This is a genomic window from Prauserella muralis (assembly GCF_003202285.1).
GTDB lineage: Bacteria > Actinomycetota > Actinomycetes > Mycobacteriales > Pseudonocardiaceae > Prauserella_B > Prauserella_B muralis.
The window spans coordinates 482,401-507,068 of the sequence record NZ_MASW01000005.1; the positions used below are offsets into that span (position 1 = coordinate 482,401).

Annotated in this window: 21 protein-coding genes; 12 read left to right on the top strand and 9 right to left on the bottom strand. The window is 73.0% G+C overall.

Annotation, left to right across the window (positions count from 1 at the left end; translation table 11 throughout):
• Window positions 1-24: 24 nt before the first annotated feature.
• Complete coding sequence (gene mptB, locus BAY60_RS23030) at window positions 25-1,581, bottom strand: polyprenol phosphomannose-dependent alpha 1,6 mannosyltransferase MptB (protein ID WP_112283121.1); 1,557 nt, start codon at window positions 1,579-1,581, stop codon at window positions 25-27.
• Between the two features lie 158 nt (window positions 1,582-1,739).
• Between mptB and BAY60_RS23035 the strand changes: the two genes are divergently transcribed.
• The 5 genes from BAY60_RS23035 to BAY60_RS23055 all read left to right on the top strand — a co-directional run bounded on the left by BAY60_RS23035 (window position 1,740) and on the right by BAY60_RS23055 (window position 9,395).
• Entirely contained in the window at window positions 1,740-2,567 is an 828-nt protein-coding gene (locus BAY60_RS23035) for a M55 family metallopeptidase (protein WP_112283122.1), read from the top strand.
• 67 nt (window positions 2,568-2,634) lie between these two features.
• Window positions 2,635-3,111: a DUF6069 family protein gene (locus BAY60_RS23040; RefSeq protein WP_112283123.1), complete on the top strand. Its 477-nt coding sequence runs from the start codon at window positions 2,635-2,637 to the stop codon at window positions 3,109-3,111.
• Window positions 3,112-3,139: 28 nt separating this feature from the next.
• Entirely contained in the window at window positions 3,140-6,262 is a 3,123-nt protein-coding gene (locus BAY60_RS23045; protein WP_112283124.1) for a GH92 family glycosyl hydrolase, read from the top strand.
• Complete coding sequence (locus tag BAY60_RS23050) at window positions 6,259-8,409, top strand: FUSC family protein (protein WP_112283125.1); 2,151 nt, start codon at window positions 6,259-6,261, stop codon at window positions 8,407-8,409. Before BAY60_RS23045 ends, BAY60_RS23050 begins: the two co-directional genes overlap by 4 nt.
• On the top strand, window positions 8,406-9,395 hold the full coding sequence (locus BAY60_RS23055) for a malate dehydrogenase (RefSeq protein ID WP_112283126.1): 990 nt from the start codon (window positions 8,406-8,408) through the stop codon (window positions 9,393-9,395). Before BAY60_RS23050 ends, BAY60_RS23055 begins: the two co-directional genes overlap by 4 nt.
• Window positions 9,396-9,620: 225 nt before the next feature.
• Here BAY60_RS23055 and BAY60_RS23060 read toward each other — a convergent pair whose 3' ends face one another.
• Genes BAY60_RS23060 through BAY60_RS23075 form a run of 4 tightly spaced genes read right to left on the bottom strand, consistent with a single transcriptional unit; the run spans window position 9,621 to window position 14,290 of the window.
• On the bottom strand, window positions 9,621-11,669 hold the full coding sequence (locus tag BAY60_RS23060; RefSeq protein ID WP_112283127.1) for a M3 family metallopeptidase: 2,049 nt from the start codon (window positions 11,667-11,669) through the stop codon (window positions 9,621-9,623).
• Window positions 11,666-12,385, bottom strand: coding sequence for a histidine phosphatase family protein (locus BAY60_RS23065; protein WP_112283128.1), 720 nt, complete (start codon window positions 12,383-12,385; stop codon window positions 11,666-11,668). Before BAY60_RS23065 ends, BAY60_RS23060 begins: the two co-directional genes overlap by 4 nt.
• 16 nt (window positions 12,386-12,401) lie before the next feature.
• Complete coding sequence (locus BAY60_RS23070) at window positions 12,402-13,244, bottom strand: undecaprenyl-diphosphate phosphatase (RefSeq protein ID WP_112283129.1); 843 nt, start codon at window positions 13,242-13,244, stop codon at window positions 12,402-12,404.
• On the bottom strand, window positions 13,244-14,290 hold the full coding sequence (locus tag BAY60_RS23075; RefSeq protein ID WP_112283551.1) for an LLM class F420-dependent oxidoreductase: 1,047 nt from the start codon (window positions 14,288-14,290) through the stop codon (window positions 13,244-13,246). Before BAY60_RS23075 ends, BAY60_RS23070 begins: the two co-directional genes overlap by 1 nt.
• A gap of 95 nt (window positions 14,291-14,385) precedes the next feature.
• On the opposite strand from BAY60_RS23075, the gene BAY60_RS23080 reads away from it, so the two are divergent.
• The 3 genes from BAY60_RS23080 to BAY60_RS23090 all read left to right on the top strand — a co-directional run bounded on the left by BAY60_RS23080 (window position 14,386) and on the right by BAY60_RS23090 (window position 16,652).
• Window positions 14,386-15,351 carry an aldo/keto reductase gene (locus BAY60_RS23080; RefSeq protein ID WP_170160515.1) on the top strand — a complete coding sequence of 322 codons (966 nt, stop codon included), beginning with the start codon at window positions 14,386-14,388 and terminating at the stop codon, window positions 15,349-15,351.
• 84 nt (window positions 15,352-15,435) lie between these two features.
• Complete coding sequence (locus BAY60_RS23085; protein ID WP_112283130.1) at window positions 15,436-16,431, top strand: NHL repeat-containing protein; 996 nt, start codon at window positions 15,436-15,438, stop codon at window positions 16,429-16,431.
• Entirely contained in the window at window positions 16,428-16,652 is a 225-nt protein-coding gene (locus BAY60_RS23090) for a DUF5703 family protein (RefSeq protein ID WP_112283131.1), read from the top strand. The genes BAY60_RS23085 and BAY60_RS23090 overlap by 4 nt, the downstream gene beginning before the upstream one ends.
• Here BAY60_RS23090 and BAY60_RS23095 read toward each other — a convergent pair.
• Complete coding sequence (locus BAY60_RS23095; RefSeq protein WP_211330426.1) at window positions 16,642-17,598, bottom strand: helix-turn-helix transcriptional regulator; 957 nt, start codon at window positions 17,596-17,598, stop codon at window positions 16,642-16,644. The genes BAY60_RS23090 and BAY60_RS23095 overlap by 11 nt on opposite strands.
• Before the next feature lie 75 nt (window positions 17,599-17,673).
• Between BAY60_RS23095 and BAY60_RS23100 the strand changes: the two genes are divergently transcribed.
• Complete coding sequence (locus BAY60_RS23100) at window positions 17,674-18,663, top strand: ABC transporter ATP-binding protein (RefSeq protein WP_112283554.1); 990 nt, start codon at window positions 17,674-17,676, stop codon at window positions 18,661-18,663.
• On the top strand, window positions 18,660-19,415 hold the full coding sequence (locus BAY60_RS23105) for an ABC transporter permease (RefSeq protein ID WP_112283132.1): 756 nt from the start codon (window positions 18,660-18,662) through the stop codon (window positions 19,413-19,415). Before BAY60_RS23100 ends, BAY60_RS23105 begins: the two co-directional genes overlap by 4 nt.
• An 80-nt stretch (window positions 19,416-19,495) precedes the next feature.
• Here BAY60_RS23105 and BAY60_RS23110 read toward each other — a convergent pair whose 3' ends face one another.
• On the bottom strand, window positions 19,496-20,380 hold the full coding sequence (locus tag BAY60_RS23110) for a LysR family transcriptional regulator (protein ID WP_112283133.1): 885 nt from the start codon (window positions 20,378-20,380) through the stop codon (window positions 19,496-19,498).
• A gap of 88 nt (window positions 20,381-20,468) precedes the next feature.
• Here BAY60_RS23110 and BAY60_RS23115 point away from each other — a divergent pair, with 88 nt between their 5' ends.
• Window positions 20,469-20,975 carry a cupin domain-containing protein gene (locus BAY60_RS23115; RefSeq protein ID WP_112283134.1) on the top strand — a complete coding sequence of 169 codons (507 nt, stop codon included), beginning with the start codon at window positions 20,469-20,471 and terminating at the stop codon, window positions 20,973-20,975.
• 70 nt (window positions 20,976-21,045) lie between these two features.
• Here BAY60_RS23115 and BAY60_RS23120 read toward each other — a convergent pair whose 3' ends face one another.
• Complete coding sequence (locus tag BAY60_RS23120; RefSeq protein WP_112283135.1) at window positions 21,046-22,371, bottom strand: serine hydroxymethyltransferase; 1,326 nt, start codon at window positions 22,369-22,371, stop codon at window positions 21,046-21,048.
• Between the two features lie 305 nt (window positions 22,372-22,676).
• Between BAY60_RS23120 and BAY60_RS23125 the strand changes: the two genes are divergently transcribed.
• On the top strand, window positions 22,677-23,861 hold the full coding sequence (locus tag BAY60_RS23125; RefSeq protein WP_245992761.1) for an aminotransferase-like domain-containing protein: 1,185 nt from the start codon (window positions 22,677-22,679) through the stop codon (window positions 23,859-23,861).
• Window positions 23,862-23,865: 4 nt separating this feature from the next.
• Here BAY60_RS23125 and BAY60_RS23130 read toward each other — a convergent pair whose 3' ends face one another.
• On the bottom strand, window positions 23,866-24,645 hold the full coding sequence (locus tag BAY60_RS23130) for a GNAT family N-acetyltransferase (protein ID WP_112283137.1): 780 nt from the start codon (window positions 24,643-24,645) through the stop codon (window positions 23,866-23,868).
• Between the last annotated feature and the right edge of the window lie 23 nt (window positions 24,646-24,668).

The window sequence follows — 24,668 nt, forward strand, 5'->3', positions numbered from 1 at the left end:
CCGCGCGGGTCAGCCGGAACGGGGTCAGTCGGAGCGGGGAAGGCGCCGCCAGGCGGCGATCAGGCCCAGCGGGTCGGGCCGCAGCAGCGAGGCGGCGCCGTAGAGGCTCGCCGCGACGACGGCGGCGATGAACCACCAGTCGTAGAGGCTCTGCTCCCCCGTCGGGTAGTAGACGAGCACGAGGAACATCGAAACGCCCACGACGGCGGCCAGGTGCAGCCGCCGCCACGGGAACGCCGAGAGGATCACGAAGCCCCACGTCAGGTACCACGGCAGGGTCGGGGGCGCGAGGATCGCCACCGACAGTAGCGCGAACGCCATCCGCAGGATCGCCTCGGTGCCGCCGTGCCGCGCCAGCCACCACTGCCGCACCACGAACGCCGCCAGCAGTGCCCAGCCGATGAGGCGCGCGACGGTGATGAACGGCGACGGCTGCACGTCCACCACCACGTTCACCATGGTGTAGATGATCTCGCCGACCCCGCTCGGGAAGTTCAGCCAGTTGACGATCAGCTGCGGGGCCTGCAGCCCGGTGATCCAGCCGAGGTTGAACGAGCCCAGCGACACCCAGGTGCCCGCGACGAACACCGCGCCGAAGATCCCGAGTGAGGGCACCACCGCCCTGACGAACCGCCTGGGCAGGCTCCTGTCATCTGGCAGGTGGTTGGCCCAGACCCACACGAGGAACGGCAACGCCACCGCCGCCGTGGGTTTGATCAGCATCCCCACCGTGACCAGCACGATCGCCAGCGCGTGCTTGCGCTCCAGCGCGGCGAGCACACCGATGGTGAGGAAGCCGAGCATGAGCAGGTCGTTGTGCGGGCCACCGACGAGGTGGATCACCGTCATCGGGCTCGCGATGGCCAGCCACATGGTGACCGGCAGGTTGCCGCCGAGGTGCCGCACCAGCCGCGGCAGCGCCCACAGCATGCCGGCCAGCCCGGCGAGCAACAGCACGCGCGTGACGATCACGCCCGCGATCATGTTGTTGCCGGTCACCGACACGATGCCCTTGGCGACGAGCAGGAACAGCGGACCGTACGGTGCCGGAGTGGTCTGCCACAGCGGGTGGACGTTCTGCACGACGTCCGGCAGCACGTCCAGGGCCGCGGGGCCGTAGGCGTAGGGGTCGAGCCCGTGCAGCAGCTGCGCGCCCTGCCCGAGGTAGGAGAAGACGTCCCTGGTGAACAGCGGTGGCGCGACGAGCAGGGGGCCCATCCAGCACAGCGCGGCGACCACGATCGGCCTGCTGCCGATGCGGCGGGCCAGCACGTAGCGGCCGAGCCGCACCCACGCCCACACGACCAGCCCGAAGCCGACGTACAGCAGGGCGGTGGCCAGCGCCTTGCCGTGCCCGAACCGGATCCACGACAGCGGGCCCGTTCCCAGGACCGGGTCGTTGACCAGGACGCCGCCCGCGCCGAGGGAGGCGAGCATCAGGACGACGCTGCCGACCACGCCGAGCGCGATCGTGCGGTACGGAAAGCGCGCGGGCTCGCCGACACCGGGGTTCTCCGGTGTCTCGGAAGGCCGGTCCACTGTGGTACCGGCGTTCGGCACGGGGTCGGTGGTGGTCGCCATACTGAGCTTCGAGGTTACACATCGCGTTCACGCGCTTTCGCCGTACCCATGGACAACGCCGCCGAGCAGAGGCACGCACCGTGCCCGAGGTGACCTTGGGTGCATGTTGTGTGCCCACGGTGCCCTCCGGCTCGTCGCCGGACGCTAGGTTGGCGGCCATGCGGATCATGATCTCGGCCGACATGGAGGGCGCCACCGGCGTCACCTGGACCGACGACGTGGTGCCCGGAACCGAGCAGTGGCAACGCTTCCGCAGGCTGTTCACCGGCGACGTCAACGCCACCGTCGCCGGGCTCTGCGCCGGCGGGGCCACCGACGTGCTCGTCAACGAGGCGCACTCGTCGCAGCGCAACCTGCTGCTGGAGGAGCTGGACCCCCGGGCGAGGATGCTCACCGGCAGGCACAAGCCGCTGTCGATGATGGAGGGCATCGACAGCGGCGTCGACGGGGTGGTGTTCCTCGGCTACCACGCGGGCGCCGGCTGCGACGGCGTGCTCTCGCACACCTACCTGCCCAACCAGATCACCGGCGTGTGGCTCGACGGCGCCCCCGCGGGTGAGGGCGGGCTCAACGCGGCGCTGGCGGCCGAGTACGGCGTGCCGGTGCTGCTGGTCAGCGGTGACGACAAGGCCTGCGCCGAGGCCGCGGAGTACGCGCCGGACGCGGCACGCGTGGCGGTGAAGGAGTGCGTGAGCCGCTACGCCGCCATCTGCCTGCCGCCCGCGGTGACCTGCGCCCGGCTCACCGAGGCGGCCACGAGCGGGATGCGGCGAGCCGGGCGCGCCGAGGCCGCGCGGGCGGCGCACCGGATCGAGGTCGAGTTCGACGCCAGCCACCTCGCGCAGGCGGCGGCCGTGGTTCCCACGGTGGAGCAGACCGGCGTGCGCACGGTCGGCTTCGACGCACCCGACATGACCGAGGCGATGAAGGCCTTCAAGGTGGTCACCGCCATCGCCGACGGCGCGGTGCAGGGCAAGTACGGCTGAACGGTTGCTCCCGTCGGGTTAACGTTCGCCTCGCGGCAACGGGGCGGCGGGCTTACCGTCGACGGTGGTGAGCTACTACGACGGATACGGCGAGGGGCACCGCGAGCCCGGCACCCCGAAGGTCGCCGCGCGCACGTTGTGGGCGGGCGGGCTCGCCACCGCGCTCGTCGCCGCACTGGCCGGGGTGGTGGCCACGCTCGTGGTCACCGGTGTGTTCGGCATCCCGGTGATCGCGCCCAGCAACGCCCAGGGCGGTATCGACTACATCGGTGCCTTCTGGCTGGCCGGCTTCGGCGCGGTGGGCGGGCTGCTGGCCACGGCGGTGGCGCACCTGCTGTTGCAGGTGGCACCGCGGCCCATGGCGTTCTTCGGCTGGATCATCGCGCTCGTCACCGTGGCGCTGATGGTGTGGCCGTTCACGGTCGGCGAGCAGCTGCGGGTGCAGATCGCCAGCGCCGCCGTCTACCTGCTGCTTGGCATCGTGATCGGCTCGCTGGTGAGCAGCATGTCCACCAGGGCGCTGCGGCCGCGCACCGGCGCCTGACGGCCCGGCACGCCACTAGGGTGAGGCTGTGGCGCCCAGTGAGTTCTTCACCTCTTTCGAGGACGGCGATCCACATCCGGGCACGGGGCAGCGGCTGCGCGTGCACGTCGGCGACGGGCCCGTCGACCCGCTCGCCGCGCTCCCGAAGGCAGGCAACACCGGCGCGCGGGCACTGCACTACGCGACGTCGGTGGCGGGCCAGGCCCGGGCGGGGCTGTTCGCCGTCGACGTGCCGGTCACCGCCGACACCGAGCTGTCCTACGTCGTGCTGCCCGAGTCCGACGGCGCCCCGCCGTCCTACCGCAGCACCCACGTCACCGTGGACGTCGAGTTCACCGACGGCAGCACACTGAGCGAGCTGCTGCCCCCGGCGACCGCGCGGGCGCAGGGCGAGTCGAAGCGGCTCTACGTCGACCAGTGGAACCTCGTCCGGCACCGGCTCGGTGACGTCGCCGCGGGGCGCACCGCGCGCGCCCTCGTGCTCGTCACCGACGCGCCCGGCGAGGGCGAGCTGACCGGCTGGCTCGACGACCTGCGCCTCGGCGAACGCCCGCTGCCACAGCGAGAACCCGTCGACCAGGTGCGCACCACCCGCGGCACGCACTCCGGCCGACGGTTCTCCCGCGGCAACTGCCTGCCCGCCACGGCGGTGCCGCACGGCTTCAACTTCTGGACGCCCGTCACCGACGCCGGGGCGCTGGACTGGCCGTACCGCTATGCCGATCGCGCCATCCAGGCGTTCGCGCTCAGCCACCTGCCCAGCCCGTGGACCGGCGACCGGAACACCTTCCAGGTGATGCCGGGCGACGGCGCGGTGACGGCGGGCCGCAAGGCCAGGGCACGCGGCTTTTCCCACGCCGACGAGACCGACGCGCCCCATCACTACCGGGTGCGGCTCCACGGCGGGATCACCGCGGAGATCGCACCGGCCGACCATGCGGCGATCCTGCGCTTCACCTTCCCCGACGACGACGGCTGGCTGCTGTTCGACAACACCCGCAACCGGGGTGGCCTGCGCCTGCATCCCGCGCGCCGCACCGTCACCGGCCACACGTGGGTCCGCAGCCGCGCCTCGGCGGGCGCGCGGCGCATGTTCGTGCACGGCACCGTAGACGAGCAACCGATCGACGGGGCCACGCTGCGCCGTCCGCCGTGGCGCACCGTCACCGGCTACCTGCGCTTCGCCGCGCGCACGGTGACGCTGCGCCTGGCGACCTCGCTGCTCAGCCTCGACCAGGCGCGCCGCAACCTGGACGCCGAGGTCGGCGTGCCGCTGAGCTTCGACGACGTCCGCGAGCGTGCCCGGCAGCAGTGGGCGGCGCTGCTCGGCAGGGTCGAGGTCGACGGCGCGAGCGAGGACGAGCTGACCACGCTCTACTCCTGCCTGTACCGCATGTACCTGTACCCGAACTCCGGGCACGAGCACACCCCCGGCGGCGTGCGGCACGCCAGCCCTGCGGTCCGCAGCCGCAGGCCGAGCACCCGCACTCGTACCGGCGCGGCCGTGCGCGAGGGCACGATCGCGGTCAACAACGGCTTCTGGGACACCTACCGGACCACGTGGCCCGCCTACGCGCTGCTCACGCCCACCGTCTGCGGGCAGCTGCTCGACGGGTTCGTCCGCCACTACACCGAGGGCGGCTGGATCCCGCGCTGGTCCTGCCCCGGCGCGGCCGACGCGATGGTGGGCACCGGCTCGGACGCGGTCTTCGCCGACGCCTACCTCAAGGGCGTGCGGGGCTTCGACGTGCGCGCCGCCTACGAGGCCGCGCTGCGCAACGCGACCGTCACCCCGCCCGGACGTGCCGTGGGGCGCACGGGTCTCGGCGAGTCGATCTTCCTGGGCTACACCCCCACCTCGACGCGGGAGGGGCTGTCGTGGACGCTGGAGAACTGCGTCGGCGACTTCGCCCTCGCCCGCTGGGCGCGGGCGCTCGGCGAGGACGACGACGCCGAGTACCTCGCGGGCCGGGCCCAGCGCTACGTGCACCTGTTCGACGCGCGCATCGGGTTCTTCCAGGGCCGCACCCGGGGCGGTGACTGGCGGTGCGAGCCCGGCGCCTACGACCCGGCGGTGTGGGGCTACGACTACACCGAGACCGACGGCTGGAACATGGCGTTCAGCGCGCCGCACGACGGCGAAGGGCTCGCGGCCCTGCACGGCGGGCGCGCGGGGCTGGAGTCCGGTCTGGACACCTTCTTCGCGACCCCGGAGACGGGCACCCGGCCCGGCTCGTACCGCAGGGTGATCCACGAGATGACCGAGGCGCGGGACGTGCGGCTCGGCCAGTACGGGCACGCCAACCAGCCCTCGCACCACATTCCCTACGTGTACCTGCACGCGGGCGCGCCCGCGAAGACGCAGCGGATCGTGCGCGAGGTGCTGCGCCGCTGCTATCTCGGCAGCGACCTCGGCCAGGGCTACCCCGGCGACGAGGACAACGGCGAGATGTCGGCCTGGTACGTGCTCAGCGCGCTCGGGCTGTACCCGCTGGCGGTCGGCAGCCCCCGCTACGCGATCGGCTCCCCGCTGTTCCGCCGCGCCGTGGTGCACCTGGAGAGCGGGGGCGACCTGGTGGTCAACGCACCCGGCAACAGCGAGCGCAACGTGTACGTGCAGCGGTTGTGGGTCAACGGCTCCGCGCACGACGTCCCGTGGATCGACCACGACGTCCTGGCGGCCGGTGCCGTGCTCGACTTCGAGCTCGGGCCCCGGCCCTCGGCGTGGGGCGCGCCCGCCGGGCGGCCCCGCCGTCCCCGCCCGCCCACCGACCTGCCCGGCACGGCCCGCTGCTCCGACGGCACCGACGTCGCCCGGCTGCTCGACGACACCACCGCCACCGAGGTCACCTTCTCCTCGCCCGCCCCGGTCGTCGAGCACACCGCGCACGGCGCGGGCGGCGCCGTCAGCGTCTACACCCTCACCTCGGCGAGCACGGACGGCGACCCTCGCGACTGGACACTCGAGGGCTCCGCTGACGGTCTGACGTGGACGGTGCTCGACCGGCGCGCGGGCGAGACGTTCCGCTGGCGCAGGCAGACCCGCCCGTTCCGGGTGGCGCAGCCGCGCCCGCTGCGCCATCACCGGCTGCGGATCACCGCGGGCACCGGCCCGCGGGTGCGTCTGGCGCAGTGGGAGCTGCTGGCATGATCGCCGCGCCGCTCGACCGGCTGCGCGCCTCCGATCCCGGTCTCGTGCGCAGCAGGCTGGCCACCATGGCCGTGCTCGGCATCGCGGTCGCGGCGGCCGTGCTGGTGCCGCTCGGCCTGCCGTTGCCGGTGGTGCTGGTGGCCGCGATCGCGGCGATGATGTCGGCGTTCACCGTCAACGACCCCGAGCCGCGCGGGCAGGCGGTGACGCTGGCGCTGGGCTTCGTGGTGGGTGCCTGCGCACTGACGGCCGCCAGTTACGGCCAGGCGGTGCCGCCGGTGGACGGCGTGGTGTTCGTGTTGCTGATCTTCGTGGCGGTGTACGCGCAGCGGTTCGGCCCGCGTGGGATCGCGCTGGGGTCGCTGAGTTTCTTCCTCTTCTTCTTCGCCATGTTCCTGCAGACGCGGGTCGAGCAGGTGCCGGTGCTGCTCGGCGCGCTGGCCACCGGGCTGGCCGCGAACGCGCTCGTGCGGTTCGCGCTCCTGCCGCGCAGGGCCGAGCGGGAGCTGCTGAGTGTGCGCAGGGCGTTCCGGGCGCGGCTCGGTGCCGTGGCCAGCGCGGCGGCGAGCCACCTCGCCGCCGAGGGCTCTGCACGCTCGGCCACCCAGCTGCGCAGGGCCAATGCCCGTCTGCACGAGGCCGTGCTGCTCATCGAGGACGTCGCGGGCGACGTGCTGGACGCCCGGGCGGCGGCGATGCTGCGCAGAAGGGCGATCGAGGTGGAGCTGGCGGCACAGTGGATGACGATCAGTACCCGGCGCACCTGTGCGCGGGAGCTGTCGCCGCGGGTGCGCGACGAGCTGGTGACGCGGCTGCGGCGGTTCCGCTCGCTCATCGAACGTGACCCGCGTGAGCTGCCGGTGATCAGCGACACCGAGGAGTTCAGCAGGCTGCTGGTGTCGGGCAGCAGGCTCGCCGAGCGAGCCGAGCCCGGCGACGACCTGCGCGGGGCCATCGCCGAACTGGCACTGGCCGACGTCAACGCCCAGCGCATCGCCGAGCGCGACTACTCCGCCGAGACCGAGCACGCCGAGCAGCCACCGGAGGAGCCCGAGCGGACCCGGGTGTTCGCCTACGACAACCGCACGCGCAGCGCCATCCAGGCGGTGGTCGGTGGCGGGCTGGCCGTCGCCGGCGGGGAGCTGGTGGCGCCGCAGCGCTGGTACTGGGCGGTGCTGACGGTGTTCGTCGTCTTCCTCGGCACGTCCAGCGCGGGCGCGACCCTGATCAAGGGCGCGCGGCGGCTCACGGGCACGATCGTCGGCATCTTCGGCGGGGCGCTGTGCGCGCTGCTGGTGGCGGGCAACACCCCCGTGACGATCGTGCTGGTCCTGGCATGCGTGTTCGGCACGGCGTTCTTCGCGCGTGCCTCGCAGACCGCCATGGCCTTCTTCATCACCACCATGCTCGGCCTGCTCTACAGTCTGCTCGGCACGTTCAGCCTGGAGGTGCTGGGCGTGCGACTGGCCGAGACGGCCGTCGGCGCCGCCGCGGGCATCCTCGCGGCCGTGGTGATCGTGCCGGTGCGCACCCGCACCGTGCTGCTGGACGACGTCGCGGCCGCGCTGGAGGAGGTGCGGCACTTCACCACGCAGGCCGAGGCGCTGCTGTCCGGCCGGGAGAACGTCAACGTCATCGAGTGCTCGCGGGAGGTCGACCGCGCCGTCGAGCGATTGCGCGCGACCGTGGAGCCGCTGACTCACCCGATCAACCTGCGCGGCGCTCGCCGCGACTACGGCTGGTACGTGCTCAACACGCTGGAGGCCATCGCCTTCCGTGTGCGGCACATCGCCGCCCGGGCGCAGCCGGGCCTGCTGGCTCTCGACGACCGCCTCGGCGTCCTGAGCGGACGGATCACCGGAAACGTGGACGTGCTGCTTCGGGTCATCCGCTCCCCCGGCCACCACGTGCTCGCCGAGGCGGGCGAGGACGCGCGGGGTGACATCGCCGACACCGCCGACACCGGGGAGGCCAGGGCGGTGCTGTCCAGCCTCGCCAAGCTGGACGAGGCCGTGCTGGCGCTGGGCAGGGCCTTCGACATCGGCGCTCAATCGGTTCAGGTGAGGCGACGCACCCGTCCGGACGCTCGTCCGGCCGATAGCATCCCCGGTACAAGCACGGAACCCATCAGCAGGAGAACGTTATGACCCAAGCCCCTGTCAACGTCACCGTCACCGGCGCGGCCGGCCAGATCGGCTACGCGCTGCTGTTCCGCATCGCGTCCGGTCAGCTGCTGGGGCAGGACAAGCCGGTGAGGCTGCGGTTGCTGGAGATCCCGCAGGCGGTGAAGGCGGCCGAGGGCACCGCACTCGAGCTGGAGGACTGTGCGTTCCCGCTGCTGAACGGCATCGACATCTTCGACGACCCGAAGCAGGCGTTCGAGGGGGTCAACATCGCGCTGCTGGTCGGCGCCCGCCCCCGCACCAAGGGCATGGAGCGTGGCGACCTGCTCGAGGCCAACGGCGGCATCTTCAAGCCGCAGGGCGAGGCGATCAACGCGGGCGCCGCCGACGACGTGAAGGTGCTCGTGGTCGGCAACCCGGCCAACACCAACGCGCTCATCGCGCAGTCGCACGCGCCCGACGTGCCCGCCGAGCGGTTCACCGCCATGACCCGGCTCGACCACAACCGGGCCATCGCCCAGCTGGCGAAGAAGCTCGGCGTCGCGGTGTCCGACGTCACGAAGCTCACCATCTGGGGCAACCACTCGGCCACCCAGTACCCGGACATCTTCCACGCCGAGGTCAAGGGCGAGAACGCCGCCGCGGCCGTGAACGACCAGAACTGGCTGGAGAACGAGTTCATCCCGCGCGTGGCCAAGCGCGGCGCCGAGATCATCGAGGCCCGCGGCGCGTCGTCGGCGGCCTCCGCGGCCAACGCCGCCATCGACCACGTCTTCGACTGGGTCAACGGGACCCCGGACGGCGACTGGGTGTCGATGGGCATCCCGTCCGACGGCTCCTACGGTGTGCCCGAGGGCCTGATCTCGTCGTTCCCAGTCACGACGAAGGGCGGCACCTACGAGATCGTGCAGGGCCTGGAGATCGACGAGTTCTCCCGCACCCGCATCGACGCCTCCGTCAAGGAGCTGTCCGAGGAGCGCGACGCCGTCACCAAGCTCGGCCTGGTCTGATCCGCCGCCCGCCGATGGGGAGGCGGGAGTCTACTCCGCCTCCCCACCGGCGGGCGCGGCGCTCGGCCCGCTCGTCCGGACCGCCGAGCCACCCCGCCGCGCCCTTGGCCGCCTCGACCGGCCCGCTCGCCTGTCCCCAGAGTGCCGCAGTCACGTGTCCCGAGTGCAGAACTCGCGGGCCTGAGTGCAGAACTCGCGGGCCTGAGTGCAGGACTCGCGGGGCTTTCAGGCTCCGGTGAGGCCTCGGCGCCGCAGCAGGGGCTCGATCTCCGGATCGCGGCCCCGGAACGCGCGGAACGCCTCCATCGAGTCGACGCTGCCGCCCCTGCTCAGCAGTTCCCGGCGGAACGTCTCGCCGTTGGCGCGGGTCAGCCCGCCGTGCTCGCGGAACCACTCCACCGAGTCGGCGTCGAGCACCTCGCTCCAGATGTAGGAGTAGTACCCGGCGGCGTAGCCGCTGGAGAAGATGTGCGCGAAGTAGGTGCTGCGGTAGCGCGGCGGCACCGTCTCCAGTGCCACACCCGCCTTCTCGAGTGCCTCCGCCTCGAACCGGGCCACGTCGTCGACGTGCTCGCCCGCGCCGAGGGTGTGCCACGCCAGGTCCAGCAGCGACGCGGCCAGGTACTCCGTGGTCGCGAACGCCTCGCCGTACTGGCGCGACTCCTCCAGCCGCGACACCAGGTGCGCGGGCAGCGGCTCGCCGGTGCGGTGGTGGCGGGCGTAGTTGGCCAGCACCTCCGGCCACAGCGCCCACATCTCGTTGACCTGCGAGGGGAACTCCACGAAGTCACGCGGCACGTTCGCCCCGGAGAACGTCGGGTAGGTGACGTCGGAGAGCAGGCCGTGCAGGGCGTGACCGAACTCGTGGAACGCGGTGGTCACCTCGTCGTAGGTCAGCAACGCCGGCTCGCCCGCGGGTGGCTTCGCGATGTTGAGGTTGTTCACCACCACCGGGCGCTCGCCGAGCAGCCGGGACTGCTCCACGAAGTTGTTCATCCACGCACCGCCGCGCTTGGAGTCGCGCGTGTAGTAGTCGCCGAGGAACAGGCCCAGCGGGCCGCCGTCGGCGTCGCGCACCTCGAACACCCGCACGTCGGGGTGGTAGACGGGCAGGTCGTGCCGCTCGGTGAAGGTGATGCCGTAGAGCCGGTTGGCGGCGTAGAACACGCCGTCGCGCAGCACCCGCTCCAGCTCGAAGTAGGGGCGCAGCTCGGCGTCGTCGATGTCGTAGCGGCGCTTGCGGACCCGCTCGGCGTAGAACGCCCAGTCCCATGGCCGCAGCGTGAAGTCCTCACCGGACTCGGCGATCTCCCGCTGCAGCTCCGCGGCGTCGGCCTTGGCGTTGGCGACGGCCACGGGGGCCAGCCGGTGCAGCAGGCCGAGCGCGGCGTCCGGCGTGCGCGCGGTCTGGTCCTCGATGACGTAGGACGCGTGGTGCGGATGGCCCAGCAGCGCGGCGCGTTCGGCACGCAGGGCGGCGATCCGCGCCAGCACGGCCGAGGTGTCGTGCTCGTTGCCGCGGGCGCCACGCGAGGTGGCGGCGCGGTGGAGCCGTTCCCGCAGTGCCCGGTTGGCCAGCGACGCGAGGGCGGGCTGGCCGGTCGGCAGCACGAGCTTGAGCAGGTACCTGCCCTGCTCGCCGCGTGTGGTGGCCGCCTCGGCGGCAGCGGCGATCGCGTCCTCGGCGAGCCCGTCCAGCTGCTCCGCGGAGTCGACCAGCACGGCGAGGTCGTTGGTGTCGGCGAGCAGGTTGTTCTGGAAGGTCGTCGACAGCGACGACAGTTCCTCGTTGAGCTCGCGCAGGCGCCGCTGCTCGGCCTCGGGCAGCCCGGCGCCTGCGCGCTGGAAGTCCAGGTGGTAGCGGCGCAGCAGCCACGCCGACTCGGGGTCGAGGCCGAGTGAGCCGCGCTGCTCGTACAGCGTCTCGATGCGGGCGAACAGCGTGGGGTTCAGGTGGATCGCGTCGGCGTGCGCGGCCAGGCGTGGCGCGATCTCGGTGTGCACCCGCTGCCGGGCGTCGGTGCTGTCGGAGGCCACCAGGTTGAAGAACACCGACGACACCCGGCCGAGCAGCCTGCCGGAGCGCTCCAGCGCCACGATCGTGTTCTCGAACGTCGGCGGCTCCGGGGACGCCGCGATGGCCTCGACCTCCGCCGCCTGCTCGGCCATCCCGGCCTCGAAGGCGGGCAGGAAGTGCTCGTCGGCGATCGCGCCGAACGGCGGCAGCCCGTAGGGCAGCTCGCTCGGCGCCAGCAGCGGGTTGTCGTCGGTCACGAGCGGTCCTCCCTTCCCGTGGTGCCCCCGACGTCGGCGTCGGAGGACAGTGGCTTCTTCCTGCCGCGGCGCCGCTTCGGCTCCGGGGGCACGACCCCGGCGAGGTCGCCGCTGTGGTCGTTGACGCGCAGCACGAACGGGCGGGTCTCGGTGTAGCGCACCACCGACAGCGACGCCGGGTCGACGACGATGCGCTGGAAGCCGTCCAGGTGCTGGCCGAGCGCGTCGGCGAGGATGGACTTGATCACGTCGCCGTGACTGCACAGCAGCCACACCGCGTGGTCGCCGTGCTCGGCGGCGATGCGCGCGTCGTGCTCCCGCACGGCGGCCACCGCGCGGGCCTGCACGGCCGCAAGGCCCTCCCCGCCGGGAAACACCGCCGCGGACGGGTGGGCCTGCACCACCCGCCACAGCGGTTCCTTCGCCAGGGTCTTGAGCTCCCGGCCCGTCCACTCCCCGTAGTCCACTTCGGACAACCGGGGCTCGGAGCGGCGGTCGAGGTCGCGGGCCTTGGCCAGCGGGGCGAGCGTCTGCTTGCAGCGCAGCAGCGGCGAGCACACCAGCTCGGCCAGCGGCACCCCGGTCAGCCGCTGCACCAGCGCCTCGGCCTGGGCGCGGCCGGTGTCGTCCAGCCCCACCCTGGGGCTGCGCCCGGCCAGGACCCCGGAGCCGTTCGCCGACGAACGGCCGTGCCTGAGCAGGATGACGGTTGCCACGTGACCAGACTACGGGTTACGGGCTCGGCACCGGCCCGGCGTCCGGGTCGAGGACGCCGGTGAACACCAGCACGTACAGCAACACGCCGAGCGCCACCCGGTAGATCACGAAGGGCAGGAAGCTGTTGCGCTTGATGTAGGACATCAGCCACGCGATCACCAGGTAGCCCACACCGAACGCGGTCACCGTCGCCAGGATGGTGGGACCCCAGGCCGGTCCCTCGCCCTCGCCGATGCTGGCCAGCTGGTAGCCGCCGGATGCCAGCACCGCGGGCACGGCGAGCAGGAACGAGTACTCGGCGGCGTCCGCGCGCCGGTAGCCGAGCAGCCGGCCGCCGGTGATCGTGCCACCGGAGCGCGACACGCCCGGAATCAGCGCCAGCGCCTGGAAGAAGCCGAACCACAGGCCGTGCCGCACGGTCAGGTGGTCCAGATCACGGTCCTGGCGGCCGAAGCGGTCGGCGAGCAGCAGCAGGATGCCGAAGAAGATCAGCGTGGTGGCGATCAGCCGCAGGTCGCGGAACGCGTGCTCGATCTCGTCCTCGAACAGCAGGCCGAGCACCCCGATCGGGAGCGTGCCGACGATGATGAGCCAGCCCATCCTCGCGTCCGGATCGTGCCGGTACTCCCGTTTGTACAGTGACCGGAACCAGTGCGTGAGGACGCGGCCGATCTTCTTGCTGAAGTACAGCAGCACGGCCGCCTCGGTGCCGATCTGGATCACCGCGGTGAACGCCGCGCCCGGGTCGTCCCAGCCCGCGAACGCGGCCACGACGCGCAGGTGCGCGCTGGAGGAGATCGGCAGGAACTCCGTCAGCCCCTGGACCAGGCCCAGAATCAGTGCCTCGAACCAGCCCATCACGCGGCCCCGGACAGCTCGAGCGCGGCCACGGCCGTGCGCAGCGCCCCGGCGGCGCCGTCCGGATCGGGCAGGTAGGGCGCCACGGTGAGCGTGGTGACCCCGGCCTCGGCGAAGGCGGCCATCCGCTCGGCGATGCGCTCCTTCGGCCCGAGCAGCGAGGTGGCGTCGATGAACTCCAGCGGCACCGCCGCCATCGCGCCCTGGTAGTCCTTGGCCAGGTAGCGCCGCTGCACCTCGGCGGCCTGCTCCTCGAAGCCCATCCGGCACGCCAGCCGGTTGTAGAAGTTCTGCTCCCTGCTGCCCATGCCCCCCACGTAGAGGGCGGCGTAGCCACGGACGGCGTCGGCGCAGGCCTTCCAGTCCTCGCCCGGGACCAGCGGCACGGTCGGCGCGATGTCGAAGCTCTCCAGGGTGCGGCCCGCCTTCTCGGCGCCCGCCCGCACGTGGGCCAGCTGCTCGCCCGCGTGGGCGGGTGAGAAGAACACCGGCAGCCAGCCGTCGGCGATCTCGCCGGTCAGCTCCAGGTTGCGGGGCCCGATGGCGGCCAGGTAGGTGGGGATCGTGTCGCGCACCGGGTGCACGGTCAGCGCGAGCGCCTTGCCGGGCCCTTCGGGCAGCGGCAGCTGGAAGTGCCTGCCCTCGTAGCGGACCCGTTCCCGGCGCAGGGCGAGGCGGACGATGTCGACGTACTCGCGGGTGCGGCCGAGCGGGGACGCGAACCGGACACCGTGCCAGCCTTCGGACACCTGCGGTCCCGACACGCCGAGGCCCAGCCGGAACCGGCCGCCGGACAGCGAGTCGAGGGTCGCCGCGGTCATCGCCGTTGCCGCGGGGGTCCGCGCCGGGATCTGCAGCACGGCGCTGCCGACGTCGATGCGGGAGGTCTGCGCGGCGATCCACGCCAGCACGGTCGGCGCGTCCGAGCCGTAGGCCTCGGCGGCCCACACGACCGCGTAGCCGAGTTCGTCGGCGTGCTTGGCGAGCGCCAGGTTGGACGCGTCGTTGCCCGCGCCCCAGTATCCGAGATTCAGTCCCAATCGCACGGTCGCCGACACTATCGGGCGGTTGATCACGACCTCACGCGCCCGGCCAACCACCCCCCGACGAGGCGCTTTGTGCCGCTGTGTTGAATTGGACCATGGAACGTCGCCCGCTCGGCAGCTCCGGCCTGAAGGTGTCGCGCATGGCGCTCGGCACCATGTCCTGGGGCACCGTGACCGACGCCGAGGAGGCCGCCAACCAGCTCGTCGCGTTCGTGGACGCGGGCGGCACCCTGGTGGACACCGCCGACATCTACGCCGAGGGCGAGGGCGAGCGCATCCTCGGCTCCCTGCTGGGCGACCTCGTGCCGCGCGAGGATGTCGTGCTCGCCACCAAGGCGGTCGCCCGGCGCACCGAAGGCCCGTTCGGCGGTGGCGCCTCCCGGGGCGCTCTGCTCACCGCGCTCGACGGGTCGCTGCGCAGGCTCGCCACCGACCACATCGATCTGTGGCAGCTGCACGCGTGGGACGGCTCGGTGCCGATCGAGGAGACCCTCTCGGCGCTCGACCACGCCGTCGACAGCGGCAAGGTCCGCTACGTCGGCGTTTCCAACTACGCGGGCTGGCAGCTGGCGACCGCCGCGTGCGGGCTGCGCCGGTCGAGGCTCGTCTCCACCCAGGTCGAGTACTCCCTGCTGGAACGCGGCATCGAGCGGGAGGTGGTGCCCGCGGCAGAGCATCACGGCATCGGGCTGCTGCCGTGGGCGCCGCTCGGCCGGGGGGTGCTCACCGGCAAGTACCGCACGGGCACGCCCGCGGACTCGCGCGGCGCGTCACCGGACTACGCGGGCTACGTCGAGCAGCACCGCACGGAACGGGCGAGCCGCATCGTCGAGGCCGTGACCACCGCCGCCGACGGGCTCGGGACCTCGCCGCTGGCGGTGGCGCTGGCGTGGGTGCGCGACCGGCCCGGCGTGGTGGCGCCCGTGGTCGGCGCCCGCGACACCGGTCAGCTCTCGGGCTCGCTGGCCGCGGAGGAGCTGACTCTGCCCACCGCCATCCGCGCGGCGCTCGACGACGTCAGCGGGCTGGAGTTCGGCTATCCGGAGCGGTGGCCGAGGTAACGCCACGGGGCTGGCGGCAGCGTCGCTCACCGGCGGTAACGTGGAGACAACCTGCCCGTCCCTCTCTGCGGAGGATCCAAACTCGTGCGTCGGGTCGCCGTCGTCGCCGCGGTCGCGGCAGTCCTGCTCACCGGCTGCTCCTCCACCGGCGGTGGTGACGAGCTCCAGGTGGTGGAGGACCCGGTGGCGGCGGTGGCGGCCACCTCGCCGTCCCCGCAGCGGGAGCCTGCCGGGACGGTGCTCGCCCAGCGCGGTGAGGTGACGGCGATGGCCACTGCGGGGCGCACGCTGGCGGTCGCGCTCGCGGAGCCGCCGTCGGTGCTGCTCTACGACCTGGACGCGCCCCGCGCCAAGGCCGTGTCGGTGCCGCTGCCCTCCGCCGTGGAGGAGCTCACGGCCCACGGCGACGAGGTCCTGGCCACGCTGCCGCGTTCCGGCGAGGTGGCGCGGATCGCGGTGCCGTCCGGCACGGTGCGCACGGTTCCGGTGCGCGGCAGGCCCGCGGGCGTGGCCGTGGGCGAGGACGGGCGGCTGCTGGTGGCCGTCCGGGACCGCAAGGCCGTGGAGGTGCTGGAGGGCGGCCGCGTCACCAAGACGATCACCAGCGACCTCTACAGCGCCGACGACGTGCTGACCACCGGGGGCAGGGCGGTCGTGCTGGACCGGCTGCGCACCGCGGTGTTCGACGTGGACGTCGAGCAGGGCACCGTCAACGAGGGGCTGCGCGCGGGGATGGGCGCCACGAACGCGGTCGTGGACTCCTTCGGCCGGGTGCTGGTCGCCGACACGCGCGGCGGCGGGCTGCTGGCCTTCTCGACCGATCCGCTGCTGCTGCGCCAGCGCTACCCCGTCGCGGGGGGCATCTACGGCATCGCCTACGACGCCAGGCGCCACCTCGCGTGGGTGACGCTGACCGGTCGCAACGAGGTCGTCGGCTTCGACGTGCGGGGCGGTGAACCGACGGAAAAGTACCGGCTGCCCACCGTTCGGCAGCCGAATTCGGTTACCGTCGACGAACAGACGTCACGGGTCGTCATCGGCTCAGCAGCCGGGGAAGGGATCCAGGTGATCACTCCATGACGAATGTGGAAGCGGTGGTCGACGAGGACTGGGAATACCGCCGGGTGCAGCTGCCGCCGGGCGTGTCGCGGGTCTCCGCGACGGTGCAGTTGTCCATCCAGGCCGAGTTCTCCGGATGGGAGCTGTCGAACGTCAGGCTCTACTCGGACGGCACCCGGAGAGTGTGGCTGCGCAGGCGGCGCACGCTGGCCGCGGCGGGCCTGCCGGGCCTCATGACCTAACGGACCGGACGAACCGCTCCCCCGTCGCACGCAGGTAGTCCCGCAACTCGGCGGGGGCGAGCACAGTGAAGTCGGCTCCCACGGCGGTGAGCACGAGAGCCGGCCATTCGAAACTGTCGACGTTCATCTGCAGGCGGCAGGCCTGCTCGCCACGCGGCCGCACGGTGCCCCAGTGCGACACGACGCGCTCGACCGTCGCCGCCGGGGCCTGGATCTCCACCTCCACCCGGTACTGCGTGGGCACGGCCGCGAGCTGTTCCCGGACGAACGCGGCCGCGTCCGGCGCGGGCAGCTCCCGCTGACGGAACCGCGCGCCGGTCGGTACCGGATCCCGCAGCCGGTCGACGCGGAACGTGCGCCAGCCGTGCCGCTCGGCGTCCCACGCCACCAGGTACCAGCGCCGCCCCAGCGACACGAGCCGATGCGGCTCCACCAGCCGGGACGACTCCTGCCCGTCGCGGGCGGTGTAGGCGAAGCGCAGCCGCTCGTCGTCGCGGCAGGCCTGTGCCAGCACCGTCAGCGCCGTCGCGTCCACGGTCGGGCCGCCGCCCAGCGGCGCGGGCACGGTGTAGGTCTGCAGCGCGTCGAGCCTGCGCCGCAGCCGCGGCGGCATCACCTGCACCACCTTGGACAGGGCTCGCACCGAGGTCTCCTCGATGCCGTCGATCCCGCCGCTGGCCGCGCTGCGCAGCCCGACCGCGATGGCCACCGCCTCCTCGTCGTCGACCAGCAACGGCGGCATCGCCGCGCCCGAGCGCAGCTGGTAGCCGCCTGCCACGCCCCGGCTGGCGTCGACCGGGTAACCCAGGTCGCGCAGCCGGTCGATGTCGCGGCGCAGGGTCCGGTCGCTGACCTCCAGCCGTTGCGCCAGCTCGCTGCCCGGCCAGTAGCGATGCGTCTGCAACAGGGACAGCAACCGCAGCATCCGCGCACTCGTGTTCGCCATGGGATCCACATTGCCTTCTATTGAGGTCAGAAACTGGCCGCAAGCAACCCTAGCGTGAGTCCCATGACCGAGACGATGATCCGCACGAGCGGTTTGACCAGGCACTTCACCGTGAAGAAGCAGACGGTCGAGGCGGTGCGCGGGCTCGACCTGCACGTGGGCAAGGGCGAGCTGGTGGCGCTGCTCGGGCCCAACGGCGCCGGGAAGTCCACCACGCTGCGCATGCTGACCACCCTGCTGCGGCCCACGGCGGGCACGGCCGAGGTGGCCGGCCACGACGTCACCGCCGACCCGCGCGCGGTGCGGTCGGCCATCGGCTACATCGGCCAGGGCAACGGCGCCGGGCACAGCCAGCGGGTCCGCGACGAGCTGCACAGCCAGGGACGCGCGTACGGCATGAATGCCGCGGCGGCACGGACGCGGGCCGCCGAGCTGATCGGCTCGCTGGACCTGGAGGCCTTCGCCGACCGCGTCGTGTCCTCGCTCTCGGGTGGCCAGCGCAGGCGGCTCGACATCGCGATGGGCCTGATCCACGCACCCGAGCTGCTCTTCCTCGACGAGCCGTCGACCGGGCTGGACCCGCAGAACCGCGCCAACCTCGCCGAGCACGTCCGCCGGCTGCGCGCCGAGCACGGCACGACGATGGTGCTCACCACGCACTACCTGGAGGAGGCCGACCAGCTCGCCGAGCGGGTCGTGGTCATCGACCACGGGCGGGTGATCGCCGACGACACCCCGGAACGGCTGAAGTCCGCGTACGCGGGCGACCGGATCACCCTGCGCTTCGACCATGATCGTGACGCCGCCAGGGCCAGGACCTGCGTGCTCGGCATCGCCGACGGCGCCGTCACCGATCTGACCGGCGCGACGCTCCAGGTGCGCCTCGACGGCGGGGCCGAGCTCGCGCCGAAGCTGCTGCGGGCACTGGACGACACGCTCGTGCCCGTCGCCGCCGTCGAGGTCGCCAGGCCCACCCTCGACGACGTGTTCCTCAACCTCACCGGCCGCAGCCTCCGCGAGGAAGCCGCCACCGGGTCCGAGCAGAAGCTGGAGATCGCCGCATGAGCACCTTCGTGTCCGACACCGCCACCGTCTTCAGCCGCGAGCTGCGGCCGGTGCTGCGCAACCCGTTCTCGGTGATCTTCTCGATGCTGCAGCCGCTGGTGTTCCTGGCGCTGTTCACGCCGCTGCTGCCGGACGTGCTCGGCAGCGACGGCTCGGCGCTGCAGTGGTTCGTGCCCGGCATCGTCGTGATGTCGTGCCTGTTCGGCACGTCGGCCACCGGCTCGAATCTGCTGTTCGAGATCCAGACCGGCTCCCACGAGCGGATGCTGGTCTCCCCGCTCGGGCGGCCCTCCCTGATCGTCGGCAGGGCGCTCAAGGAGATCGTGCCGATGTTCGTGCAGACCGCGATCATCGTGGTGGCGACCATCCCGTTCGGCTTCGAGCTGCACCTGGCCGGCGCCCTGCTGGGCCTGGTCATCCTCGCCGTGTTCTGCGTCGGCCTCGGCGCCCTGTCCTACACGCTGGCGCTGGCGTCGAAGAACCAGGAGTGGATGTTCTGGGCGGTGCAGCAGACGCTGATCTTCCCGCTGCTGCTGCTCGCCGGGATGCTGTTGCCGGTGGACAACGGCCCGGCCTGGCTGCGCACGGCGGCCGACTTCAACCCGCTGACCTACGTGGTGGACGCCGAGCGCGCACTGTTCAACGGGGAGATCCTGTCGGGCACCGTCGCCGGTGGCGCCGTCGCGGCCGTTGTCGTGGCGGCGCTGGGCCTGCTCGTGGGCACCAGGGCGATGCGCAGGGTCAGCGCCTGACCCCGCCCGGTGCCGGCCGCCCATGTCGGTGTGTTGGCCGCCTGCGGCCGACCCGGCGACGCGAGCCGCCAACACGCGCGTCACCCGCTTGCCCGGGTCCGTGCCTGCGCCACGAAGGCACGGACCCTGGCGGTCTCCGCGGCCCGCCGCCACACCAGGCCCCACTCGAGGGGCGGCGCGTCGGTGAACGGCAGGAAGGCCAGGGTGGGCCGGGCGAAGTAGGCGGCGGCGTGGGCGGCCACCGGGCACACGCCGTCCCCGGCCGCGACAAGGGCGAACACCTCCTGCACGGTGGCGGCGGCGGGACCGCGCGTGATCGGCGCGCCCGTCGGGGTCAGCCACGGGATGTCCGCGGGCTGTGCGGCAGCCGTGGGCCACGCGGCGTGCAGCACGGTGTCCCTGGCCAGGTCCTCCAGCGACACGGCCCGGCGGCGGGCGAACGGGTGCCGCGACGACACGGCCAGCAGCAGCGGTTCGGTGTGGACCACCGGGCCCGTTTCGAACCCGGCGACGTTCACCGGCAGGGCCGTGACCAGCACGTCCGCCTCGGCCCGGCGCAGCGCGTCGAGCGGGTCGGCGAACGGCGCCTCCCGGACCCTGACCCGGCAACCCGGCAGGCGCCGCCGGAACCGCTCCAGCAGTTCGCCGATGAGATCGGCCACGGCGGGCGCCTCGAACGCCACCCGCAGTTCGCCGTCCGTGCCACGGCCCGCGGCGACCGCCGTGGCCAGCGCGGTCTCGATCTGCCGGTGCGCGGGCAGCAGGTCGTCGCGCAGCCGCCGCCCGATCGGCGTCAGCTCCACCCGCCTGCTGGTGCGGTCGAACAGCGGCGCCCCGATCTGCCGCTCGGCCTGTTTGATCGTCTGGCTCACGCGGGCCTGGGACAGGCGCAGACGCTCGGCGGTGCGGCCGAAGTGCAGCTCCTCGGCCAGCGTCAGGAAGACCTCGATGTCCCGCCGCTCCATGCCCCACCCCTGCCTCGATAAGCCTCGCTTATGGATTGTGGCACGATCCGTCGTTGTTCGGGTCCCGCGCACCGGCGACGGTGGACGCATGACGACATCGCACGCCTCCGCCCCGACGCTGATCCGCGCCACCGGCGCCGACGAGCTGTCCGACGCTCCCGGCAGCGTCATCACGCTGCTGGCCGACTCGGACACCACCGGGAGCGCCCTCACCACCAACAGGGCCGCCCTGCAGCCGGGAGCCGCGGGCGCACCACCGCACTTCCACACCCGCGCGACCGAACTGCTCTACGTGCTCGGCGGCAGGCTGCAGGTTCTCGCGGGCGAGGACCTGCACACGCTGGAGGCGGGCGAGGCGATCTCGCTGCCGCCCGAACTGCCGCACGCCTTCGCCCCCGCCGAGGATTGCGCCGCCGAGCTGCTCGTCGTGTTCAGCCCGGGCATGGACCGCTTCGACTACTACCGGCTGCTGCACCGCGTGCACCGGGGCGAGGCCGACCCCGCCGAGATCGCCCGCTCGGCCGAGCGGTTCGACAACCACTACGTCGACAGCCCGGTGTGGCGGGAGGCGCGGGCGCGTGTTGGCCGTTCGTGATGTGTGTTGGCCGTCCGTGCGCACTCGGACAGCTCGCCGGCGACACAGGCGGCCAACACACCGGGCGGGATCACGCCGTGAAGTGCACCCCGGTGAACCTCCGGCGCCATGCGCTCACCTCGGCGCCGACCGCGCGCGGATCGGAAGCGGGGTCCAGGCCACGGGCGAGGAACGCGGCCAGCGCGGGCATGTCCGCCTCGGTCATGCCGCGCCGGACGATCTCCGGCGTGCCCAGCCGCAGCCCGTTGAGATCTCCCTCCACCGGCTCGGCGGGCAGTCCGATGCCGCACGCGAGCAGGTTGGCCTCCCGCAGCCTCCGGGCGGCCGCCTGACCTCCGCCGTAGCGGCCGGCGAGGACGGCGAACTGATGCGACGTGGTGGCACCGCGCTCGGCGGCGAAGACGGGCACCCCGAGCGCGGTCAGCTCCGCGGCCAGCCGCCGCGCCGTGGCCACCATGCACTCGGCGTAGGACCGGCCGGCCACCTGCCAGTCGAGCAGCGTCACCGCCAGCGCCGCCGTCGTGCCCGCGTCGAAGTTCGCCGTCAGCCCCGGGTGGGCGATCTCCTCCACCCGTTGCGCGAGCCCGGGGTCGTCGGTGAGCAGCAGCCCGCCCGCCGGGCCGCCGAGGCTCTTGTAGGTGCTCATGGTGAGCAGGTCGGCGCCCTCGGCCAGCGGTGAGGGCCACTGCTCCCCGGCGATCATCCCGCACAGATGCGCCGCGTCGAACAGCACGCGCGCCCCCACGCCGTCGGCGATGTCACGGATCGCGGCCACCGGGTGCGGGAACAGATTCAGGCTGCCGCCGATGGTGATGAGCGCGGGGCGCACCTCGGCGGCCAGCTCCCGCAGCGCGCCGACGTCCACGGTGTAGCCACCGGCGGCGACCGGTGCGGGCACGATCCGCAGGCCGTACAGCCCGGCCGCACCCGCGTCGTGGTGCGTGACGTGCCCGCCGACGGCGGCGGGCGGCGCGATGATCGTGTCCCCCGGCCGGCAGGTGGCCAGGAACGCGTAGAGGTTCGCCAGCGCGCCGGACCCCACCCGCACTTCGGCGTAGCGGGCGCCGAACACCTGCGCGGCCAGCTCGGCGGCGATGATCTCGATCTGCTCGATGGCCTCCAGGCCGGTCTCGTACTTCTCCGCCGGGTAGCCGAGGGAGGGCCGCGAGCCGAGCCCGGCCGACAGCATCGCCTCGGCCCGCGGGTTCATCACGTTGGTGGCGGGATTGAGGTTCACCGCCTCGGCGTCGTGGATGCGCTGGTTCTGCGCCACCAGCCGGTCGAGTTCGGCGAGCGTCTCGAGCGCGCCCCGCCCCGCCGTCGCCTCCGCGACCGAGCGGACCCGCTCGTCGCTGTGCGGCGGCAGCCACGGCCGGGAGGCGAGGGAACGGGGCATGGGCGTCTCCTTCGGGATCTACGGCGCGACCTCGCCGTAGGGTACGAGCCGCACCGGGCCGAGCAGGCCGCAGTCCCGGCAGCTCACGCCGCCGCCGTCGACGTCGGGTCGCTGCCCGGGCGCCAGTACGGCACCGGTTCCGGCGTCAGGTGCTGTGAGCGTGGAAATCGCTGGCCGCGTCACCGGGCGCGCCGGTAGGCTGATCTTGGCTCCTCATCCCTTGCAGCCCACTGCGCGTCCCGCCGACGGCACGAGCGCCGGCCCGGACGCGGTCCCTCTCACCCGTACGACTCGAGGAGCCGCTTGTGTCCGCCCCTGCCATGCCGCGGAAGCTGACCGCGATCACCCGCTCGCCCGTTCGCGACCTGCTCACTCTCACCCAGCGCCCCGAGGTGATCTCCTTCGCGGGCGGGTTGCCCGCGCCGGAGCTGTTCGACCTCGGCGGCTGGCAGGCCGCCTTCGGCCAGGCATTGAGCGAGGCCGCCGGCAGGCGCAACCTGCAGTACGCGCCCACGGAGGGTGACCCGGCCCTGCGGGCGGCGGTGGCCGCCCGGCTCACCCGCCGCGGACTGCCCACCAGCGCTGACGATCTCCTCGTCACCACCGGCTCGCAGCAGGCGCTCACTCTGCTCGCCTCCGCGCTGCTCGATCCGGGTGCGGTGGTCGCCGTGGAGGAGCCGACCTACCTGGCGGCACTGCAGAGTTTCCAGGCGGCGGGTGCGCGGATCGTGCCGGTGGCGAGCGACGCCGACGGACTCGATCCGGATGCGCTGGCCAGGGTGATCGAGCGGGAGCGGCCCACCCTGTTGTACCTGGTGCCGACCTTCGCCAACCCGACCGGGCGCACGCTCACCGCTGAACGACGGCAGGCCGTTGCCGCGCTCACCGCCACCCACGGCGTGTGGGTCGTGGAGGACGACCCCTACAGCGAACTGCGGTACCAGGGCCCCGCGCTCCCGCCGCTGGCCGCGGCGCCGTCGGCGGGCGCGCACGTCGTCTACGTCGGCAGCTTCTCCAAGATCGGCTCTCCGGGTATGCGGCTCGGCTGGCTGCGGGCGCCCACGTCGCTACGCCCCGCGCTGACCGTCGCGAAGCAGGCCGCCGACCTGCACACCTCCACAGTGGACCAGGCCGCGGCCGCGATCTACCTCGCCACTCGCGATCTCGACGCGCACGTGGACACGCTGTGCGCCGCCTACCGGGCACGCAAGGACGCGATGGTGGCCACAGTGGACGATGCCATGCCGGACGGCACCGAGCGCACCGATCCGGGCGGCGGCATGTTCGTGTGGCTGCGGCTGCCGAGCGGCGTCGACGCCGAGTCCCTGCTGCCTGCCGCGCTGGAGCGTCATGTGGCCTTCGTGCCGGGGGTGCCGTTCTACGCGGGCACGCCGGACCGCACGACGCTGCGGCTGTCGTTCACCACGCACACGCCGGAGCGGATCGCCGAAGGCATCGGCAGGCTCGCCGGGGCACTGCGCCGGTCGTGAGCCGTCAACCGGCCAGGGCCCGGTAGTGGTAGGCGCACGCCTCGGTGAAACCCATCCGCGCGTACAGCCGTAGCGCTGGGTCGTTGTCCCGCTCGACCTGGAGGTAGAGGCCGCGGCAGCCCAGCCCGGCCGCCCAGTCGGCGAGGACGCCGACGACGGCGCGTCCCGCTCCCCTGCCGCGTGCCGGCGGCAGCGTGGCCATGCCGAACAGCCCGGCCCAGCCGTCGTCGGCGACCGCGCGGCCCACGGCGATCACCGTGTCGCCGCCGAGCACGCAGACGAAGGCGCTGGGCAGGCGCACCCTGCTGAGCAGATCCCGCTCGGCGCGCGGATCACCACCGTGGCCGTGGACCTCCTGCCAGGCCTCGAACCAGGCGGGGGCGGGCGTGCCGCTCACCTCCACCCGCAGCCCGGACGGACGCGGGCGCGTCCGGACGTCGGCGGTCCGCGCCGTCTGCAGGGACATCGGGCCGGTCCGTCGGTAGCCGCGCCCGGCCAGCTCCGGGTCGAGGCCGTCCGGGCAGGCGCCGGGGGTGATCTGGAACCGTGCCAACGCGCCGAAGCCCGCGTAGAACGCCTCGGCGGTCGCGATCCGGCGCGGGAGGTCGGCCGGGTCGGCCCGCCCGTGCGGCAGGACCGTGCCCAGCCACCACGACGCGGTCGTGGTGTGGCGCAGCCACCAGTCCCCCACCCGCTCGACGTGCTCGGCGGGCAGCGCCCTGGCGACGCGCTCCTGCAGGCTCCGCACCAGATCCGGGCTCCGTGACGCCGACGGCACCGGCATGACTGACTCCTCCTCGCGCCCGC

Excerpts from the sequence above, each read along its gene's own strand:
- mptB (WP_112283121.1), bottom strand. The coding sequence starts at position 1,581 with ATGGCGACCACCACCGACCCCGTGCCGAACGCCGGTACCACAGTGGAC.
- BAY60_RS23035 (WP_112283122.1), top strand. The coding sequence starts at position 1,740 with ATGCGGATCATGATCTCGGCCGACATGGAGGGCGCCACCGGCGTCACC.
- BAY60_RS23050 (WP_112283125.1), top strand. The coding sequence starts at position 6,259 with ATGATCGCCGCGCCGCTCGACCGGCTGCGCGCCTCCGATCCCGGTCTC.
- BAY60_RS23055 (WP_112283126.1), top strand. The coding sequence starts at position 8,406 with ATGACCCAAGCCCCTGTCAACGTCACCGTCACCGGCGCGGCCGGCCAG.
- BAY60_RS23070 (WP_112283129.1), bottom strand. The coding sequence starts at position 13,244 with ATGGGCTGGTTCGAGGCACTGATTCTGGGCCTGGTCCAGGGGCTGACG.
- BAY60_RS23080 (WP_170160515.1), top strand. The coding sequence starts at position 14,386 with ATGGAACGTCGCCCGCTCGGCAGCTCCGGCCTGAAGGTGTCGCGCATG.
- BAY60_RS23090 (WP_112283131.1), top strand. The coding sequence starts at position 16,428 with ATGACGAATGTGGAAGCGGTGGTCGACGAGGACTGGGAATACCGCCGG.
- BAY60_RS23095 (WP_211330426.1), bottom strand. The coding sequence starts at position 17,598 with ATGGCGAACACGAGTGCGCGGATGCTGCGGTTGCTGTCCCTGTTGCAG.
- BAY60_RS23100 (WP_112283554.1), top strand. The coding sequence starts at position 17,674 with ATGATCCGCACGAGCGGTTTGACCAGGCACTTCACCGTGAAGAAGCAG.
- BAY60_RS23105 (WP_112283132.1), top strand. The coding sequence starts at position 18,660 with ATGAGCACCTTCGTGTCCGACACCGCCACCGTCTTCAGCCGCGAGCTG.
- BAY60_RS23110 (WP_112283133.1), bottom strand. The coding sequence starts at position 20,380 with ATGGAGCGGCGGGACATCGAGGTCTTCCTGACGCTGGCCGAGGAGCTG.
- BAY60_RS23115 (WP_112283134.1), top strand. The coding sequence starts at position 20,469 with ATGACGACATCGCACGCCTCCGCCCCGACGCTGATCCGCGCCACCGGC.
- BAY60_RS23120 (WP_112283135.1), bottom strand. The coding sequence starts at position 22,371 with ATGCCCCGTTCCCTCGCCTCCCGGCCGTGGCTGCCGCCGCACAGCGAC.
- BAY60_RS23130 (WP_112283137.1), bottom strand. The coding sequence starts at position 24,645 with ATGCCGGTGCCGTCGGCGTCACGGAGCCCGGATCTGGTGCGGAGCCTG.